General features: G+C 62.1%; 17 protein-coding genes. 5 read left to right on the forward strand and 12 right to left on the reverse strand.

Going from position 1 to position 17,492, the window contains the following annotated elements:
* Positions 1-4: 4 nt before the first annotated feature.
* The 4 genes from purF to alr all read right to left on the reverse strand — a co-directional run bounded on the left by purF (position 5) and on the right by alr (position 5,172).
* Positions 5-1,501: an amidophosphoribosyltransferase gene (purF, locus tag IB238_RS03355; protein ID WP_192243556.1), complete on the reverse strand. Its 1,497-nt coding sequence runs from the start codon at positions 1,499-1,501 to the stop codon at positions 5-7.
* 244 nt (positions 1,502-1,745) lie between these two features.
* Positions 1,746-2,372, reverse strand: a complete 627-nt coding sequence (locus IB238_RS03360; RefSeq protein WP_192243558.1) for a CvpA family protein — start codon at positions 2,370-2,372, stop codon at positions 1,746-1,748.
* Between the two features lie 146 nt (positions 2,373-2,518).
* Positions 2,519-3,922, reverse strand: a complete 1,404-nt coding sequence (gene radA / locus IB238_RS03365; protein ID WP_192243560.1) for a DNA repair protein RadA — start codon at positions 3,920-3,922, stop codon at positions 2,519-2,521.
* A gap of 71 nt (positions 3,923-3,993) precedes the next feature.
* Complete coding sequence (gene alr, locus IB238_RS03370) at positions 3,994-5,172, reverse strand: alanine racemase (RefSeq protein ID WP_192243562.1); 1,179 nt, start codon at positions 5,170-5,172, stop codon at positions 3,994-3,996.
* Positions 5,173-5,321: 149 nt separating this feature from the next.
* Here alr and IB238_RS03375 point away from each other — a divergent pair, with 149 nt between their 5' ends.
* Positions 5,322-5,924, forward strand: coding sequence for a hypothetical protein (locus IB238_RS03375; protein ID WP_192243564.1), 603 nt, complete (start codon positions 5,322-5,324; stop codon positions 5,922-5,924).
* Between the two features lie 16 nt (positions 5,925-5,940).
* Here the strand turns inward: IB238_RS03375 and IB238_RS03380 are convergent, their stop codons facing one another.
* The 6 genes from IB238_RS03380 to rpsF form a co-directional block, all read right to left on the reverse strand.
* Positions 5,941-7,443, reverse strand: coding sequence for a replicative DNA helicase (locus IB238_RS03380; RefSeq protein ID WP_192243566.1), 1,503 nt, complete (start codon positions 7,441-7,443; stop codon positions 5,941-5,943).
* Positions 7,444-7,683: 240 nt separating this feature from the next.
* Positions 7,684-8,970 carry a cyclopropane-fatty-acyl-phospholipid synthase family protein gene (locus IB238_RS03385; protein WP_192243568.1) on the reverse strand — a complete coding sequence of 429 codons (1,287 nt, stop codon included), beginning with the start codon at positions 8,968-8,970 and terminating at the stop codon, positions 7,684-7,686.
* A 189-nt stretch (positions 8,971-9,159) separates the two neighbouring features.
* Entirely contained in the window at positions 9,160-9,735 is a 576-nt protein-coding gene (gene rplI, locus IB238_RS03390; RefSeq protein ID WP_192243570.1) for a 50S ribosomal protein L9, read from the reverse strand.
* Between the two features lie 21 nt (positions 9,736-9,756).
* Positions 9,757-10,734: a DUF2232 domain-containing protein gene (locus IB238_RS03395; protein ID WP_192243572.1), complete on the reverse strand. Its 978-nt coding sequence runs from the start codon at positions 10,732-10,734 to the stop codon at positions 9,757-9,759.
* A gap of 224 nt (positions 10,735-10,958) precedes the next feature.
* The gene (rpsR, locus tag IB238_RS03400) at positions 10,959-11,207 is read right to left on the reverse strand and encodes a 30S ribosomal protein S18 (protein ID WP_108001130.1); all 249 of its coding nucleotides are present in this window, start codon (positions 11,205-11,207) and stop codon (positions 10,959-10,961) included.
* Between the two features lie 24 nt (positions 11,208-11,231).
* Entirely contained in the window at positions 11,232-11,687 is a 456-nt protein-coding gene (gene rpsF, locus IB238_RS03405) for a 30S ribosomal protein S6 (RefSeq protein ID WP_192243574.1), read from the reverse strand.
* A gap of 387 nt (positions 11,688-12,074) precedes the next feature.
* On the opposite strand from rpsF, the gene IB238_RS03410 reads away from it, so the two are divergent.
* Entirely contained in the window at positions 12,075-12,401 is a 327-nt protein-coding gene (locus IB238_RS03410; RefSeq protein ID WP_192243575.1) for a hypothetical protein, read from the forward strand.
* 57 nt (positions 12,402-12,458) lie between these two features.
* Here the strand turns inward: IB238_RS03410 and IB238_RS03415 are convergent, their stop codons facing one another.
* Together IB238_RS03415 and IB238_RS03420 are read right to left on the reverse strand one after the other, a co-directional pair.
* Entirely contained in the window at positions 12,459-13,502 is a 1,044-nt protein-coding gene (locus IB238_RS03415) for an aldo/keto reductase (protein ID WP_192243577.1), read from the reverse strand.
* A 143-nt stretch (positions 13,503-13,645) separates the two neighbouring features.
* On the reverse strand, positions 13,646-15,025 hold the full coding sequence (locus IB238_RS03420) for a tetratricopeptide repeat protein (RefSeq protein ID WP_192243579.1): 1,380 nt from the start codon (positions 15,023-15,025) through the stop codon (positions 13,646-13,648).
* Positions 15,026-15,242: 217 nt separating this feature from the next.
* Between IB238_RS03420 and fabD the strand changes: the two genes are divergently transcribed.
* From fabD to IB238_RS03435, 3 genes are all read left to right on the forward strand, one after another.
* Complete coding sequence (gene fabD / locus IB238_RS03425; RefSeq protein ID WP_192243581.1) at positions 15,243-16,187, forward strand: ACP S-malonyltransferase; 945 nt, start codon at positions 15,243-15,245, stop codon at positions 16,185-16,187.
* A gap of 24 nt (positions 16,188-16,211) precedes the next feature.
* A complete protein-coding gene (gene fabG, locus IB238_RS03430; protein ID WP_192243583.1) occupies positions 16,212-16,949 on the forward strand; it encodes a 3-oxoacyl-[acyl-carrier-protein] reductase in 738 nt (245 codons plus the stop codon).
* A gap of 276 nt (positions 16,950-17,225) precedes the next feature.
* Positions 17,226-17,462, forward strand: a complete 237-nt coding sequence (locus IB238_RS03435) for an acyl carrier protein (protein WP_097139127.1) — start codon at positions 17,226-17,228, stop codon at positions 17,460-17,462.
* The last annotated feature ends 30 nt before the right edge of the window (positions 17,463-17,492 follow it).

The raw sequence follows: 17,492 nt of genomic DNA on the forward strand, positions 1-17,492 counted from the left end.
CGGGTCAGCCGTTGCTGGCGAGCACCGAGACTTTGCGACCCATCGTCTCACCGTCCTTGTCCAGCAGGCGCGTCGGGTAGTCGCCGGTGAAATAGTGGTCGGTGAACTGCGGACGAGCGGGGTTGCGATCCTCGCCACCGACGGCGCGGTAAAGCCCGTCGATCGACAGGAACTCCAGCGAGTCCGCGCCGATATACTTCGCCATCGCCTTGACGTCGGCATACTGGTTTGCCAGCAACTTGTCCTTGTCCGGCGTGTCGATGCCGTAGAAGTCCGGGAAGAAGATCATCGGGCTGGCGACGCGGATATGTACCTCCTTGGCGCCCGCATCGCGGATCATCTGCACTATCTTCAGCGAGGTCGTGCCGCGGACGATAGAGTCGTCGACCAGGATCACCCGCTTGCCGGCGATCATCGCGCGGTTGGCAGAGTGCTTCAGCTTCACGCCGAAGGCGCGGATCTGCTGTGTCGGTTCGATGAAGGTACGGCCGACATAGTGGTTGCGGATGATGCCGTACTCAAACGGGATGCCGCTTTCCTGTGCATAGCCGAGTGCTGCCGGCGTCCCGCCGTCGGGCACCGGCACGACGACGTCGCCCTCGACCGGATGCTCCTTGGCAAGGTTCATGCCCATGTTCTTGCGTGCAACATAGACGCTGCGGCCGCCGACGACCGAGTCAGGCCGTGCGAAATAGACGTATTCGAACAGACAGAGGCGCTCCGGCGTCGGGTTGCCCGATTTTCTGGCCTCGATGCTGATCGAACCGTCCGGCTGGATCTCGCAGATGATGATCTCACCGTTTTCGACGTCGCGGACATATTTCGCGCCGATGATGTCAAGCGCACAGGTTTCCGAGCAGAAGATCGGCTTGCCGTCGAGTTCGCCCATGACGAGCGGGCGGATGCCGGTGGGATCGCGCGCGGCGATCAGCTTCGTGCGGGTAATGCCGAGCATCGAATAGCCGCCTTCCATCTGGCGGATGGCGTCGATGAAACGGTCGGTCGTGTTGGTGTAGCGCGAGCGGGCGATCAGGTGCAGCACGACTTCCGTGTCCGAGGTCGACTGACAGATGGCGCCGCCTGCGATCAACTGACGGCGAAGCGTCAGGCCGTTGGTGAAGTTACCATTATGCGCAACTGCGATGCCGCCGACTTCCAGTTCGGCAAACAGCGGCTGTACATTGCGCAGCGCGACTTCACCGGTGGTGGAGTAGCGGGTGTGGCCGATCGCCATGTTGCCGGGGAGCTTCGCCAGCGTCGCCGGGTTCGTATAGTGGTCGCCGACCAGGCCCATATGTTTTTCAGTATGGAACTGCTTGCCGTCAACGGTGACGATACCGGCCGCTTCCTGGCCGCGATGCTGGAGTGCGTGCAGCCCGAGCGCCGTTAGTGTCGCCGCATCCGGATGGCCGAGGATGCCGAAAACACCGCATTCCTCGTGAAGCGTATCGCCCTCCAGATCGATGTCGGAACGGTGGGCGGAAACGGAAAGATCGGTCATTTGCTGCAAGCCTTTGCTCGGGACATTTTTGGGTTGCACGGGTTTCGCATCGCGGCGACGGGCTGGTTCCGTTTCACCGTATCGATCGACGCGGTTCATATCCAATTTTGGGCCGCGATGCCAATATGTGTACGCCTTAACGACTTTACCACCGAAGTCCGAAGGCTTCAGTGGTAGCTTGGTTGATCCTATCAGATTTTCGCCGCCGCCGCTCTCGCGAAGAATGCGGAGCAGCCTTGCGAGATCATCCGCTCGTTGCCGGGGCCTCCTCTGCCGGCTCCTCGCCCGAGGCGGGGGCCTGGCCCGCCGCGCCGTCGGTGCCTTCGGCAGGCGTTTCGGTGCCCTCGGCCGGTGCGCGCTTGCCAAGAAGGCGGTCGCGGATCTGCGTGTCGGCGTCTTCCGGCAAGAGTGCGATCAGCTTCGTGCCGAGATTGTCGAGCAGCGGCTTCGACTTCGCGCTGCCGACCCATGAAGGTTGCTGCTGCGGCGCCACCAGCCAGTTGAAGAACAGCATCGCGACGACGACGAGCAGGATGCCGCGGGCGGCGCCGAACAGGAAGCCGAGCGTGCGGTCGAGCGCGCCGATGCGGCTGTCGATGATGAAGTCGGCGATCCGCATGGTGATGAACGAGATCACGATCAGCGCCACGAGGAAGACGGCGGCGGCCGAGCCGATGATCGCAACCGTATCACTGGCCGTGTAGTCCTTCGCGTAGGGCAGCAAAACCGGGTAGAGGAAGTAGGCCGCCGCAGCGGCGCCCACCCAGCTTGCGACCGACAGAACTTCGCGCGAGAAACCGCGGACCATCGCAAGCACGGCCGAAAAGAGCGCGACGCCGATGACGATACCGTCGAGAAGTGTGATGGGCATTTTTGTCCTACTCCAGACCTGGAATGTCGTTCGACCCGGATGCGATTTGCCCCGGCACCTTAGCCGATCGCATCAACGGCGTCTCATTTCGGTTCATCTGCAACGAACTGTTTCCACAAAGGTTTGCCAATTTCGCGGCAGCCGTATCAGTTGTCTTCGTCGCCGCGCATGAGCGCGCTCTTCGAGCCTGCAATACGCGCCACCAGATCCGGCAGGCTGTCGATCTCCGCCCATCGTCCGCCATTGCCCCGCGGCAGTTCGGCTGATCCGGTGGGCAGAACGGCCTGCGAGAAACCCAGCTTTTCAGCCTCCTTCAGGCGCTGTGCCGTGTGCGATACCGGCCGGACGGCGCCCGAAAGGCTCACTTCGCCGAAATAGACGCAATCCTTCGGCAGGGCAAGACCGGCCAGCGACGAAACGAGGGCGGCGGCGACGGCGAGATCTGCTGCGGGCTCGGAAATGCGAAAGCCGCCGGCAACGTTGAGATAGACGTCATGCTGCCCGAGCCGAACGCCACAATGGGCCTCGAGCACGGCAAGAATCATCGAAAGCCTGGCCGAGTCCCAGCCGACAACGGCGCGCCGCGGTGTGCCGAGTGAGGTCGGCGCGACCAACGCCTGCACTTCGACCAGCACCGGCCGCGTACCCTCCATGCCGGCAAAGACGGCAGCACCCGGCGATTTCTCGTTGCGCTCGCCGAGGAACAGTTCGGATGGGTTCGCGACCTCGCGAAGCCCCTTGTCCGACATCTCGAACACGCCGATCTCGTCGGTCGGCCCGAAGCGGTTCTTGACCGTGCGCAGGATGCGATAGTGGTGGCCGCGATCACCCTCGAAATAGAGCACGGCGTCGACCATGTGTTCGACGACGCGCGGGCCGGCAATCTGGCCTTCCTTCGTCACATGGCCGACGAGGACGACGGTAGCGCCCGTCTGCTTGGCAAAACGGATCATCGCCTGTGCGCCGGTACGCACCTGGGTGACGGTTCCCGGCGCTGATTCGACGATGTCGCTCCACAGCGTCTGGATCGAGTCGATGATCGCGAGGTCGGGGCGCTTGCCGTCGGCGAGTGTGGCGAGAATGTCCTCGACATTGGTTTCCGCCGCAAGCAGCACATCGGTCTCGGCGGCATCCAGCCGCTGGGCACGCAGCCGGATTTGCGCGACGGCCTCTTCCCCGGAGACGTAGATGACACGTTGGCCGCGACGGGAGAGGGCGGCCGCCGCCTGCATCAGCACGGTGGATTTGCCGATGCCCGGATCGCCGCCGACAAGAACGGCCGAGCCCCGTACGAAGCCGCCGCCGGTGACACGGTCGAGCTCGCTGATCCCTGTCTCGATGCGGGGCGCTTCTTCGATTTCGCCCGACAGCGCGGTCAAGGCGATGACGCGGCCCTTCTTCGGCGTCTTACCCGGTCCGCCGCCGATCCCGCCCATCGGATCTTCCTCGACGACCGTGTTCCATTCACCGCAGGCATCGCATTTGCCTTGCCAGCGTGAAAAGACGGTGCCGCAACTCTGGCAGACGAATTGGGTGCGGGCCTTGGCCATCAGGTCTCGCTTTCAACAGAAACGTGTAGGGATTCGCTGGAAAGCGAGTTAGCACAAAGCGGGAACGCCGCCTACCTGTTCGCGTCGATATAATCGCGGCGATACCTTGGGCCGAGGCTCGTCAGGAGCACATAGTCGATCGTGCCGCCCGCCTTCGCCACCTTCTCGATCGGCATGTTGGGACCGAACAGTTCGATGAAGTCGCCGGCACGGACCGAACCTGGCGGCAGGTCGGTCACGTCGAAATGGGTCAGGTCCATGGTAACGCGGCCGATCAGCGGCACGGCGCGCCCATGCAGGTAGCCGCTGGCGCCGGAAATGCCGGTCTGACGCAGCGGCACGCCGGCACCGGAAAGGCTGCGCAGGTAACCGTCGGCATAACCGATCGCGACGACAGCAATCCGGCTGTCGCGGGTCAGCGTGGCCGCGGCACCGTAGCTGACGCTTTCACCGATCTTCGCATCACGAACCTGAAGGATGCGCGCCTCGGCCTTGACGACCGGCTTCATCGGGTTCGGCTCGTCGTTGACAGCAGCGCCGCCGTAAAGCGAAATGCCGGGGCGCGTCAGGTCGAAGTGGAATTCTTCGCCGAGGAAGATGCCCGCGGAATTGGCTAGGCTCGCCTCGACGCCATCGAACGCCTTGGTCGCAGCCCGGAAACGGTCGAGCTGCATGCGGTTCATCGGGTGCATCGGCTCGTCGCCGCAGGCGAGGTGGCTCAGGATCAGCACGGGCGAAAAGCTTGCCGGCCGGGCCGGGTCATGGGCGAGCGCGATCGCATCGTTCACCGACAGGCCGAGCCGGTTCATGCCGGTATCGACCTGCAGCGCGCACGGATGATCGCCGCGCTCCGAAATTGCCGCCATGAAGACGGCGAGTTGGTTTTGCGAGGCGAGCACCGGTACCAGATCGTATTCGAAGAACAGCCTCTCCGAGCCCGGCCACATTCCCGAAAGGACGAAGATGCGCCCGTCCGGCACGAGTGGCCGCAGCGCTACACCCTCTGCTGGGCTTGCGACGAAGAAGTCGCGCGCGCCGGCGTCGTAGAATGTTCGCGCCGCCGGCTCCAGCCCGGTGCCATAGGCGTCGGCCTTGAGAACGGCCGCTGTGCGCGCGGCTCCCGATTTCTTCGCCATGAAGCGCCAGTTGTCGGCGAGCGCTCGAAGATCGACCGTCAACCGCGCATGCTCTTCGCCGATGGGGGCAGTGGATGAGAAGGGGCTCTCTGAGAAAAAACTGCTCTTCGTCATGCTTCTGGAATACTCGTTCCCGCTGCGGGCGGCAACAGGATTGAAAACGAGAGTTCACGCGGGAGTTGGTCGGGGCAGCAACAAGGGGCTTTCAGGATGGGCCGGTTCCCTCTAACGTCCGACAAAAAATGAGGGGCAGGCGGGCCGAGATGGGAAAACACTGGGCAGTTGCGGTGTTGGTGTTGGGATCGCTGGCCGTGCCAGGCTTGTCGCCGTCCCACGCGCAGGAGCTTGAGGGGGCGTCAAGCATGGTGCGCGACGCATTTGCAACGCTACTCGGCCTCGAACTGGAAGAAGGCGTTACAGGCGATGGCAGCAGCGACATTTATCGCTCGATACTGGACAACCCCGATGCTCCACGGCTTCTGACCTATCTGGAAGTGGGGGGCAATGTCTGCCGCGCACGCACCGCTTCGGCTCTCCAGTTTCCCGGGAAGTGGGCCGTGCTGTCCCTGACCTTGACGGATTTGCGTCAAGTCACGCGCGCCGTCGCCTATGGATCACTGGACGACATGATTGCCGAGCGGAAGCCGCTCCAGCCAAACGATCCGGATGCAAGGCAACTGGTCCTCGAGGGAATCGGGCTGCGATGCACGCGGCGCCTGTCGCTGGGCTCTGATACAGGCAAGCCGGTCAGCACCTGCAGTGACCGGCTTGATATCGCGATGACGAGCGAGGCACAGACGACGCACGCCCGAAAGGCGCTCGCCCTCATGGCCGAGAAGTGCGGCATCACGGTTCTTGCGAATTGACCGACTGCACCGGTTCTCAGTGTTCCTCGTACTGCGAGAAGGACGGGTCGGCGAGGTCGGTGAAGCGGGTGAACTCCGACTGGAACGCGAGCTTCACCGTGCCGGTCGGGCCGTGACGCTGCTTGGCGATGATCACGTCGGCGGTGCCCTTCACCTTTTCGAACAGCATCTTCCACTCGTCATACTTCGGGTCGAACTCGTCACGCGGCTCGAGGTTCTTGACGTAGTATTCCTCGCGGAACACGAACAGCACCACGTCGGCGTCCTGCTCGATCGAGCCCGATTCACGAAGGTCGGAGAGCTGCGGGCGCTTGTCCTCTCGGCTTTCCACCTGACGGGAGAGCTGGGAGAGCGCGATGATCGGCACGTTCAGTTCCTTGCCGAGCGCCTTCAGGCCGGTGGTGATCTGGGTGATTTCCTGCACGCGGTTGTCGCTCGACTTGCCCGAACCGGTCATGAGCTGGATATAGTCGACCACCAGGCAATCAAGACCGCGCTGGCGCTTCAAGCGGCGCGCGCGGGCAGAGAGCTGGGCGATCGAGATACCACCGGTCTGGTCGATGAAGAGCGGCACCTTCTGCATCATTTGCGAGCAGGCGACGAGTTTTTCGAAATCGTGCTCCGAGATATCGCCGCGGCGGATTTTTGACGAGGAGACTTCCGTCTGCTCGGAGATGATACGTGTGGCGAGCTGTTCGGAGGACATTTCGAGCGAGTAGAAGCCGACGACGCCGCCGTTCTTCGCCTTGTACGAACCGTCGGCTTGAACTTCCTGTTCGTACGCGGCGGCAATGTTGTAGGCGATGTTGGTGGCAAGCGAGGTCTTGCCCATACCGGGACGTCCGGCAAGCACGATCAAGTCCGAGCGCTGCAGGCCGCCCATGCGGGCGTCGAGCGAGTGGATGCCGGTTGAAATGCCAGAGAGCGAGCCGTCGCGCTCGAAGGCCTGCCCCGCCATGTCGATCGCCAGTGCCACCGCGTCGTTGAACGACTGGAAGCCACCGTCGTAGCGGCCGGTCTCAGCCAGCTCGAAGAGGCGCCGTTCGGCGTCTTCGATCTGGTTTTGCGGCGGCATGTCGAGCGGCGCGTCATAGGCGATGTTGACCATGTCCTCGCCGATCGTGATCAGCGAGCGGCGCAGCGCCAGATCGTAGATCGCCCGGCCGTAGTCCTCGGCGTTGATGATCGTCACGGCCTCGGCGGCAAGGCGGGCGAGGTATTGCGGGATGGTCAGGTCGCCGACGCGGCCGTCCGCCGGCAGATGCGTCTTCAAGGTGATCGTCGTTGCGATCTTGCCCATCCGGATCGTGTCGCCGGCGAGTTCGAAGATCTTGCGGTGCAGCGGCTCCTGGAAGTGGATCGGCTTGAGGAAATCCGAGACGCGATAGTAGGCGTCGTTGTTGACCAGGATCGCGCCCAGCAGCGCCTGCTCGGCCTCGATGTTGTTCGGCGCCTCACGGTGATGCACGCCAATGTCGTTGCGGCCCGGATTGGCAAGTTTTCGCACGGCGTCGTTCATGTGGCCCGAATCCCCGAATCCCATTGCAGTGAATGCCCCTGCTTCGACCGGGAAGGCGCACGGGTCAAGCGCCGTCTGCGCTCGTCTGCGCCAAGGCACGGTCTTCGACCTATCCACAGCGGCACCCGTGCACAAATCCCACAGTGGATCAAAAACCGGCACTACATGGGCGGGTGCACGATCGTCAGCCTTGACGCAATCGTGGCACCTCAGGCGATTCGAAAGAATAGGGGCAACGTCCTAAAACGACGCTTCCTGTGGAAATTTTCGCGCACCGGCGGCGCGGCCCTTGCCGTCACCTTCGCGAGCCTTCAGGCAACCCTCACCGTGATCCACATAGTCGCGGGTCAGTGGTACTGCCTGCTGCTCGTGTGCGAGCTGCAATTGGAAAACGACGAGATTTTGCCAGCGAAACGCGCTCTCGGAACTGGCCAGATAAAATTCCCAGATCCGGCAGAAGCGCTCGTCGTAGAGCGCCTTGGCTTCGTCCCGCCGCGCCATGAAGCGCTGGCGCCAGTGCCGAAGCGTTTCGGCGTAGTGCAGCCGCAGGATTTCGATGTCGGTGACGCCGAACCCCGACTTTTCCACCGCCCGCATCACTTCGGATAGGGCAGGGATGTAGCCGCCGGGGAAGATGTATTTTTCGATGAACGGGTTGTTGCTCGTCGGTGCATCGGTTCTCCCGATCGTGTGCAGCAGCATCACGCCGTCTCGTTTCAGCAGTGACGCGGCCTTGCGGAAGAAGGTGAGGTAGTTCGGCCGCCCGACATGCTCGAACATCCCGACCGAGACGATCCGGTCATAGGTGTCCGACGCATTGCGATAGTCCTCCAGCAGGAAACGCACTTCGTCATCCAAGCCTGCATCCTTGGCGCGCTGACGCGAGATCGCGAACTGCTCGTCGGAAAGCGTCACCCCAGTCACCTGTGCACCGAGATTTCGGGCGAGATAGAGCGCCATGCCGCCCCATCCGCTGCCGATATCCAGCACTGACAGCCCCGGCCGGTCCATGGTGAGTTTCGCTGCGATGTGGCGCTTCTTGGCGAGTTGCGCCTCGTCGAGGCTCTGATCCGGCGTCTCGAAATAGGCGCAGGAATACTGCTTGTCTTCATCGAGGAAGAGATCATAGAGGGCGCCGGTCAGGTCATAGTGATGCTGGACATTGTCGCGCGAGCGCCGGATCCCATTCTTCTCCCGCAGCCAGCGCAGGAAATAACGGCTTCGTTCGAGGAAGTGATTCCAGTCGCTGTCGTAATATTTGAAGTCGGGATTGCCGGTGAAGATCGTCGCAAGAAGGGCGAACATGTCGCCCTCGACCAGATCGATGTCGCCGGTGCCATAGTAGTGGCCGAGATAGAAGGCGGGATCCAGAACAAGGCCCCATTGGGCGCGCTTGCTGTTCAGGCGGACATGGACTGGCTTCCCAGTGGCGTCGCCAAAACTGCGCGTCTCGCCGTCCGGGTAGGTGAATTTCAGATTGCCACGTCGAACCAGACGGGAAATCACCGAGGTAAGAATGATTTTCATCTGAATGCTCCATCGCAGGCTGCGGCGGAGCGGGTCTGGGTCGGAAACCGGCCTGGCGCGGCCCGACCGCATTCCAGTCTGATTTACCTAGCAAATAACAAAAAAACCCGGATTTCAACCCGGGTTTTTTCGCGCCTATAGCGGGAGAGACGGAGTGTCAGCCGGAGAGCCCGCTCCGTGCATCAGATCTCAGGCTTCTTCGCCTTCGTGGTCGGCATCCGGATCGAAGAAGTCTTCCGGCTTCAGAGCATCTTCGTCGACGCCGTAGATTGCGTCGGCCGAGGTGAGGCTTTCGCCCTTGGCCTGACGCTCGGCTTCGTCGGCGGAACGCGCGACGTTGAGGCCGACCGAAATCTCGACTTCCGAATGCAGGTGCAGAACGATCTGGTGAAGGCCGATCGCCTTGATCGGGGTGTTCAGTTCGACCTGGTTGCGGCCGATGTTGAAGCCTTCGGCAGCAAGCGCCTCGACGATGTCACGGGCAGCGACCGAGCCGTAGAGCTGGCCGGTTTCGCCGGCGGAGCGAACCATGACGAAGGACTTGCCGTCGAGCTTCTCGGCGACCTTCTGGGCTTCCGACTTGCGCTCGAGGTTGCGGGCTTCCAGCGTCGCGCGCTCGGTTTCGAAGCGCTTCTTGTTGGCTTCGTTGGCGCGCAGCGCCTTGCCGAGCGGCAGAAGGTAGTTACGGGCAAAGCCGTCGCGAACCTTTACGGTTTCGCCCATCTGGCCGAGCTTGGCGATGCGTTCGAGAAGAATGACGTCCATGTTCAGTTCCTTTCTTTCAGTTCAGTTGTTGTTCGATTTCGTTTCAGGCTTCGGGCTTGCCGGGGTCAGCGCGATGGTGCGCCGGGTATCCGTCAGGCCGAGAACGAGAATGAGGAGGACGGGCAGGGCAAACAGCAGTACCGAGCCGTAGGCCAGCCACAGCGCCGCCAGCCGCCACGCCTTGCCGCGGCTGCGCTGGTGCAGGATTGCGAAACCGGAAAGCACGAAGCCCGCACCGAACGTGCCGCAGACGAGCGCGCCGATGATCGCCGGAATACCACCGGAGAAGCAGAGCAGGAGCCCGCCGAGGAAAATGTAGATCGCGTTACGGTGCATGCGCAGCGCCGTCGGCATGGCCTCGCGTGGGCGCAGTCCCTTGCCGGACAGGCGCACTACTGCCGTTGCGATGTAGTAGGCCGCAAAGAGCAGGAGAACCCAAAGCGCGCCCTGCACGACCGGTAGCGCAAGCCCGAAGATCGCCTTCATCTGCGCGACGGCGGCGGGATCGGGATTGTAGAGCGGTTCCTGCTCCTTCAGCGCCTGCAGCATCAGGTCGACCATCTGGTCGGCGAGTGCGCCGCTATAGCCGATGATCGCGCCGACGGCGATCATGCCGAGCGTGACCATGACGGCAAGGTGCGTCAGAATGTTGGAAAGCGGATACCAGGCAAGCGCATCCTTCGGGCCGCCGAGTTCGGAGGCCGGGCGCGCCAGGTTCGCGAGATTGCTGAGCCAGCCGGCCGGAATTAGCGTGATGATCGTGATCAGCAGCGCGAAATGCGAGGAGGCCATCGCAGCGGCGACGGCGCCGCCGGCAATCACGGCAACCATCGCGCTCGCATTGCCCCAGCCGAGGCCGGCAATCAGGATGGGCAGGGCGGAGCCGGCGAAGAAGAAGATCGCAAGGGTCGACTGGACGTTCGCGCTCAGCGAAAGCAGAGCGGCGGTCACACCGGCAACGAGCCCGGTCGCAATCGAGGTCCAATTCAAGTTCTGCACTGCGCTGTCCTGTCTTGCCAGACAGTTAGAGGAGTTTCCTGAAAAGTCGTTTCAGGAACCGCTCCCCAACATGGGGTTTTGGCTGTCATCCGATACACAATCGGACGGCCGGTGACTGTTCCGATCCGCGCCCAACGCGGAAGGGAGAAGAAGGAAGGCGGTGGCCGCCTTCCTTCAATATTTTCCTCACGTGCCGGCTTTAGCCGGAACGCAGAACCGTTAGATCAGGCTACGACGTAGGGCAGCAGGCCGAGGAAGCGGGCGCGCTTGATCGCCTTGGCGAGTTCGCGCTGCTTCTTCTGCGAAACAGCTGTGATGCGGGACGGAACGATCTTGCCGCGCTCGGAAATGTAGCGCGACAGCAGACGGACGTCCTTGTAGTCGATCTTCGGAGCGTTTGCGCCGGAGAAGGGGCAGGTCTTGCGACGGCGGTGGAACGGGCGGCGAACCGGAGCGGAAGATACTTCAGCCATTGTCTTTTTCTCCTTCAGCTTCGATTACGCGCGGTCTTCACGCGGGGGACGGTCGCCACGCGGCGGACGGTCGCCGAAATCGCGGCGCGGGCCACGGTCGCCGAAATCACGGCGCGGGCCACGGTCGTCGCCGTCGCGGCGCGGACGGTCGTCACGGTCGCGCTTCTGCATCATCGCGGACGGGCCTTCTTCGTGGGATTCGACGGCGATGGTCATGTAGCGCAGGATGTCTTCGTTGATGCGCATCTGGCGTTCCATCTCGTGGATCGCAGCAGCCGGTGCATCGATGTCCATCAGGGCGTAGTGAGCCTTGCGGTTCTTCTTGATGCGGTAGGTGAGGGACTTGAGGCCCCAGTTCTCGATCCGGCCGACCTTGCCGCCGTTTGCTTCGATCACGCCCTTGTACTGTTCGACGAGTGCGTCGACCTGCTGGGCGGACACGTCCTGGCGGGCCAGGAATACATGTTCGTAGAGAGCCATGTGGCTTTGCCTTTCTTGCGTTTGATCCACACCCGGAAACCGGCGCCAAGCCTCAACGACTGATCTTAGAGGCCGAATGGCCTGGGCAAGAAAAGCGTTTCATCTATACGGTCGAGAGCGGAGACACGGGAGGCCGAAACGCTTACGTTCCTGTCGCTTCCGCTGCCGGAAACGGCCCTCCGTTCAGCCACCAGCCGATGCGACCGGGTGTTTTGAACAGCGCGCTTATACGGATTTTTGCCCCGAAAGCAACCCTGCTGCCGGGAATTGTGCGGTTCTGCGCCTGATGGCCATTCGGTACCGTGGTTCCTGCAGTAGAAATCCGAAGGGAACTTGAAGCCGGAAGCTGCGTTACTCATTCGATCCAACCAGAAGGAGTGAGTAACGATGCAAGAGCGTCCTGTTCAGGATCCGATTTCTGAAAACCGCCCGCTGGAGGGCCGTGCCACCGTGGTCAACACGAGCGGTGGAAGCAGGGCCGGCGGCTGGGCAGTCGCGGCCATCGCCGCAGTACTCGTAGCCGCTGGCGTGTTCTACCTGTCGGGCGGAATGGGCGACGGCGTTGATCCGAACGCCAACACTTCGTCGATCCAGACGCAGGTACCGACCCCGGCGACGCCATCTACCGATGGCCAGGCCACTGGCACCGAGCCGGCTCCGCAGCCGGTCCAGCCTGCGCCTTCGCAGCCGACGACAGGCGGGACGGGCCAGTAACGGCGAGTCTAAAACGGGAAACCCGCCAGCCGGCGGGTTTCCCGTTTTATCGCCGTGTCAGATCGGCGCCGGATAGAGCCGATGCAGCTTGCGGATGCCGTCGAGTACGTCCGGCGAGAGCTCGAGTTCCGCGGCGGCGATATCCGTCTTTAATTGCGTGACGCTGGTCGCGCCGATGATGACCGAGGTCATGAAGGGTCGCGTCAGGCAGAAGGCCAGCGCCATCTGGGCCGGATCCAGTCCATGCTCGCGGGCAAGCGCCACATAGGCGGCGACAGCGGGTTCCTGATGCGGCTGGTAGCGGCCGCCGAGGTCGCTGTTCTTCGTTAGGCGCGAGCCGTCGGGGCGCGCGCCGTTGAGGTATTTGCCGGTGAGAAGCCCGGCGGCAAGCGGCGAATAGGCGAGCAGCCCCACGTCTTCGTGATGTGACAACTCTGCCAGGTCGAGGTCGAACGCGCGGTAGAGCAGATTGTACTCGTTCTGGATCGAGGCGAGTCGCGGCAGACCCTTTTCCTCGGCGAGCTTTAGGTACTGCATGGTACCCCAGGCCGATTCGTTCGAAAGGCCGACGGCTCGGATCTTGCCGGCTTTTTTCAACTCCCCGAGCGTGTCGAGGATCTCGAAAAGTTCGGCCGTCGCGGTTTCACGGTCCTGCCGCCAGGGGGCGAAGCTCCAGGAGTGGCGGAAGTGATAGGTCCCGCGGTTCGGCCAATGAACCTGGTAGAGATCGAGATGGTCGGTCTGCAGCCGCCTCAGGCTGTCGTCGAGCGCCTGGCGGATCGTTGCACGCGACATCGGCGTGCCGCCCCGGATATAAGGGCGGCCCGGACCGGCAACCTTTGACGCCAGCACGACCTTATCGCGATTGCCGCGGGCGGCCAGCCATGTACCGATCATCCGCTCAGTTTCTCCGTAGGTCTCGGCAGTGGCGGGCGTGGTCGGATAGAGTTCGGCCGTGTCGACGAAGTTGACGCCGTTTTCGAACGCATAGTCGAGCTGCGCATGCGCCTCGGCTTCTGTGTTCTGCGAGCCCCAGGTCATGGTGCCGAGGCAGATTTCGGAGACCGCAATACCGGTGCGGCCGAGTGTGTTGCATTTCATGAGCGGAATTTCTGCTGAGGTATTTGCATCGATGATGGGGCGCAAATGCCCACCGTTTGCATGCATCAGGCAAGCACGCTTGCGCCCGCGCAGCTTAAATGTTGCGCGGGCAATTTCAAGATGTGTCGCGATGTCCAGGCGACCTATTGATCGGCCGGCTTTGCGTCCTGCGCGGGCACCGCCGTCTCGATTAGTCCGCTAAACTCCGGGTCTTGTTTGAAAATCTCTAAGTCGTTTTCGGAGATCGCAGAGTGCTCTGCCTGTGGGTCGAAAATCTTCCGCAGCTGCTTACGGACCGGACTGGCCGGATCGGGGGCAAGCTCGTTGACCTTGATCACTGCCGCCAGGGCTTCCCTCCGCGCGGCCGCCTTCTCCGCTTCGTCCGACGAAGCGCGGAACTTTTGTCCATTCGCCGCAGCGATCCAAAGCTGGACGTGCGGGTCGGCCGCTGCTTCGGGAAAGTTCTTTACGAGGCGCTCGGCGGCAGCGATGGCCGTGGTGTATCCGGTGGGTGGCGGGACATAGAGAGCAGTCAGAAGTGTCTCTTTTAGCACGGCTGGATCGTCAGAGAACCGCTGTGCGACATCGTTGAGGACTTTCGCAGCCTCGTCATTCTCGCCACGCCGCTTGTTGATCGATGCGAGGGCCAGAGACAGCTTGGGGTTGTTGCTGTCCAGCTTCACCGCAGCCCTGAAGGCCTTCTCCGCGTTTGCAGTGTTTCCGAGGCGCTCCTGGGCTGCGCCCCAGATGGCAAGTTCGTCCACCGTACGCAGTTCGCCGAAGGGGATAGCCGCAATTTGGCGGTCTGCTTCAGTGGGCTTGCCCACGTCCGGGGAGGCCGGTGTGATTCGCACCTCATCGAGGATCGCGTCCTTGTTGGTCGCCTCGATGACGACCTCCAGTGTTCTACGATCCGTCACCAGATTGCGTTCGAAGTGATCTGCCGATGCCAGCAGGATCGTGAGCCGGGTCCGCGTCTCGAGATAAAAGAACAGAAATCCTGCGACGAGCCCGCTCAAGACCATTGCGGCAAACATCGCGCCCGATCCCATCGCATTGTCCATGGCAAAGTTGACGAATCGGGACTGCGCACCCAGGAACCCTGAATAGATATTGCCAGCTTGCACGAGGCTCAGGCCCACGATGATCTTCGTCAGCCAGTCGGAGATGTCTTCGAGATTGGTATTGCCGGCAAATCTGGAAAGTGGAGCTGACATCGCATTGTCCGCTGTGCGATTGGTCATGCCGCCGTCGGCGAGCGCAATGGCAACCGGTGCCGTATGCTGCAATCCCTGAAGCAGACGGGGAATTCCGAACAGGAAGCCGAGGAAACCACCGACTGCCACCGATGCTGCCAGCACCGCGAGATAACTCCCTGTCCCGCTCAGCAGGTTATGCAGCGAGGCGGATAGAGTTTGTGAGGCCAAAATCGCGATTGCGGCCGAATAGCATATGATGACGGCCGCGCAGAAGAACAGGAACTTGATCGTGAGCGATTCTACCCCACGCAGGTTATTGTTCATTATGTTTTCGATGGAGGTGGCGCGTGGCACCGATGGATCGGTCTTTGCATTCTCTTCGTATCGTCTGGGAGTAAGCATCGAGCGTCCCTCGCGTTTCGCAATTTATGATTACATATTTAATAAATACTCGCAATGGGTGTGAATCGTGATGAGCCTGCAATCTTGACTCGCCGTCGCATTCCGTGAATTGAGGGGCAAACACGATGGGAGAAGCCCGATGACCATTGCTTTTACCTTTCCCGGCCAGGGCAGTCAGGCCGTCGGCATGGGCAAGGAACTGGCGGATGCCTTTCCTGAAGCCGCTGCCGTCTTTGCCGAAGTCGATGATGCACTTGGCGAGAATCTGTCCGCGATCATGTACGAAGGGCCCGAGGCTGAGCTGACGCTGACCGCAAACGCCCAGCCGGCGCTCATGGCCGTTTCCATGGCCATCGTGCGGGTTCTGGAAGCGCGCGGCCTCATCCTGCGCGACAAGATTTCCTATGTCGCCGGCCATTCGCTGGGCGAATATTCCGCCCTTTGTGCAGCCGGCGCCTTCACGATTGCCGACACGGCGCGCCTGCTGCGCATCCGCGGCAATGCCATGCAGGCGGCAGTGCCGGTCGGCGAGGGGGCGATGGCGGCCATCATCGGTCTTGAGCACGAAGACGTACAGGCGATCTGCGACGAGGCGCTGGTGCATGGTTCCTGCCAGATCGCCAACGACAACGGCGGCGGTCAACTCGTCATTTCCGGCGCCAAACCGGCCGTCGAACGCGCGGCCCGCATGGCGACGGAAAAGGGTGCAAAGCGCGCGTTGATGCTGCCTGTGTCCGCACCCTTCCATTCGACGCTGATGGCGCCCGCAGCAGAAGCCATGCGCGTAGCGCTGGCCGAAGTCGACATCCGCGAACCTGTCGTTCCGGTGATTGCCAACGTCGCGGTCCAGCCCGTCACAGACCCAAAGGAGATCGCCCGCTTGCTGGTGGAGCAGGTGACCGGCCAGGTACGCTGGCGTGAGACCGTCGAATGGTTCGCCGGCAATGACGTGACTTCGCTCTACGAGATTGGCTCCGGCAAGGTGTTGACCGGCTTGGCCCGCCGCATCGACAAATCCGTGACCGGCTACGCCGTCAACACGGCAACCGACATTGAAAATCTGCTGCAGACCCTCTGCGGCTGAAACCCAGGAAACGGGGAAACGACCATGTTTGATCTTTCCGGCCGCAAGGCACTCGTAACCGGCGCTTCCGGTGGTATCGGCGAGGAAATCGCCAAGATTCTGCATGCGCAGGGCGCAATCGTCGGTCTGCACGGTACGCGCGTTGAGAAACTCGAAGCGCTGGCGAATTCGCTTGGCGAGCGGGTGCATATCTTCCCGGCGAACCTTTCCGACCGAGCTGAAGTGAAGGCGCTCGGTGAAAAGGCGGAAGCCGAACTCGGCGGCGTCGATATCCTCGTCAACAACGCCGGGATCACCAAGGACGGTCTCTTCGTTCGCATGAGCGATGAGGATTGGGACGCTGTTCTGGAGGTGAACCTCACTTCTGTCTTCCGGCTGACCCGCGAGCTGACGCATCCGATGATGCGCCGTCGCTACGGCCGCATCATCAATATCACCTCCATCGTCGGCGTCACCGGCAATCCGGGCCAGGCGAACTACTGCGCCTCGAAGGCCGGCATGATCGGCTTCACAAAGTCGCTCGCCCAGGAGATCGCGACCCGCAACGTTACCGTCAATTGCGTGGCGCCCGGATTCATCGAAACCACCATGACTGGCAAGCTTAACGAGAAGCAGAAGGAAGCGATCATGGGGGCAATCCCGATGAAGCGCATGGGCACGGGTTCGGAAGTCGCCTCGGCCGTCGCCTATCTGGCCTCGTCGGAGGCCGGCTACATGACCGGGCAGACGTTGCACGTCAACGGTGGCATGGCGATGATCTGAGGATGAGGGAAACGCCCGGCTTGTCGCGTCTAAATAGCATGTTGACCGCGGCAAGCCCGGTGATTTTCGGACTTTGCGACAGAGTTAAACCGTGTTAATCGGGCCATGACTGTCCGCAGTCGACCGGGGGATGCATGCTTTGTAAGGCGCTCGTAGGCGGCGCCCGGGGGCATCTGCGGTTGAAACGAATTGCCCGGAATGCCTCGGCGTGACGGGCTAGGTTGAGTACCCGGTGCCGTGAAAGGCATCGAACAAACAAAGGTCGAGGAATCCGACATGAGCGATATCGCAGAACGCGTAAAGAAAATTGTGATCGATCATCTGGGCGTTGACGCCGACAAGGTCAGCGAAGGCGCAAGCTTCATCGATGATCTCGGCGCGGACTCGCTCGACACGGTCGAACTGGTCATGGCCTTCGAAGAAGAATTCGGCGTCGAGATCCCGGACGATGCCGCTGACTCGATCCTGACGGTCGGCGACGCCGTCAAGTTCATCGAGAAGGCCCAGGCCTGATTAAGCCTTCCGGCGGGCCCTCGTGGCCCG

The organism is Rhizobium sp. ARZ01, assembly GCF_014851675.1.
In the GTDB taxonomy this organism is placed as follows: Bacteria; Pseudomonadota; Alphaproteobacteria; order Rhizobiales; family Rhizobiaceae; genus Mycoplana.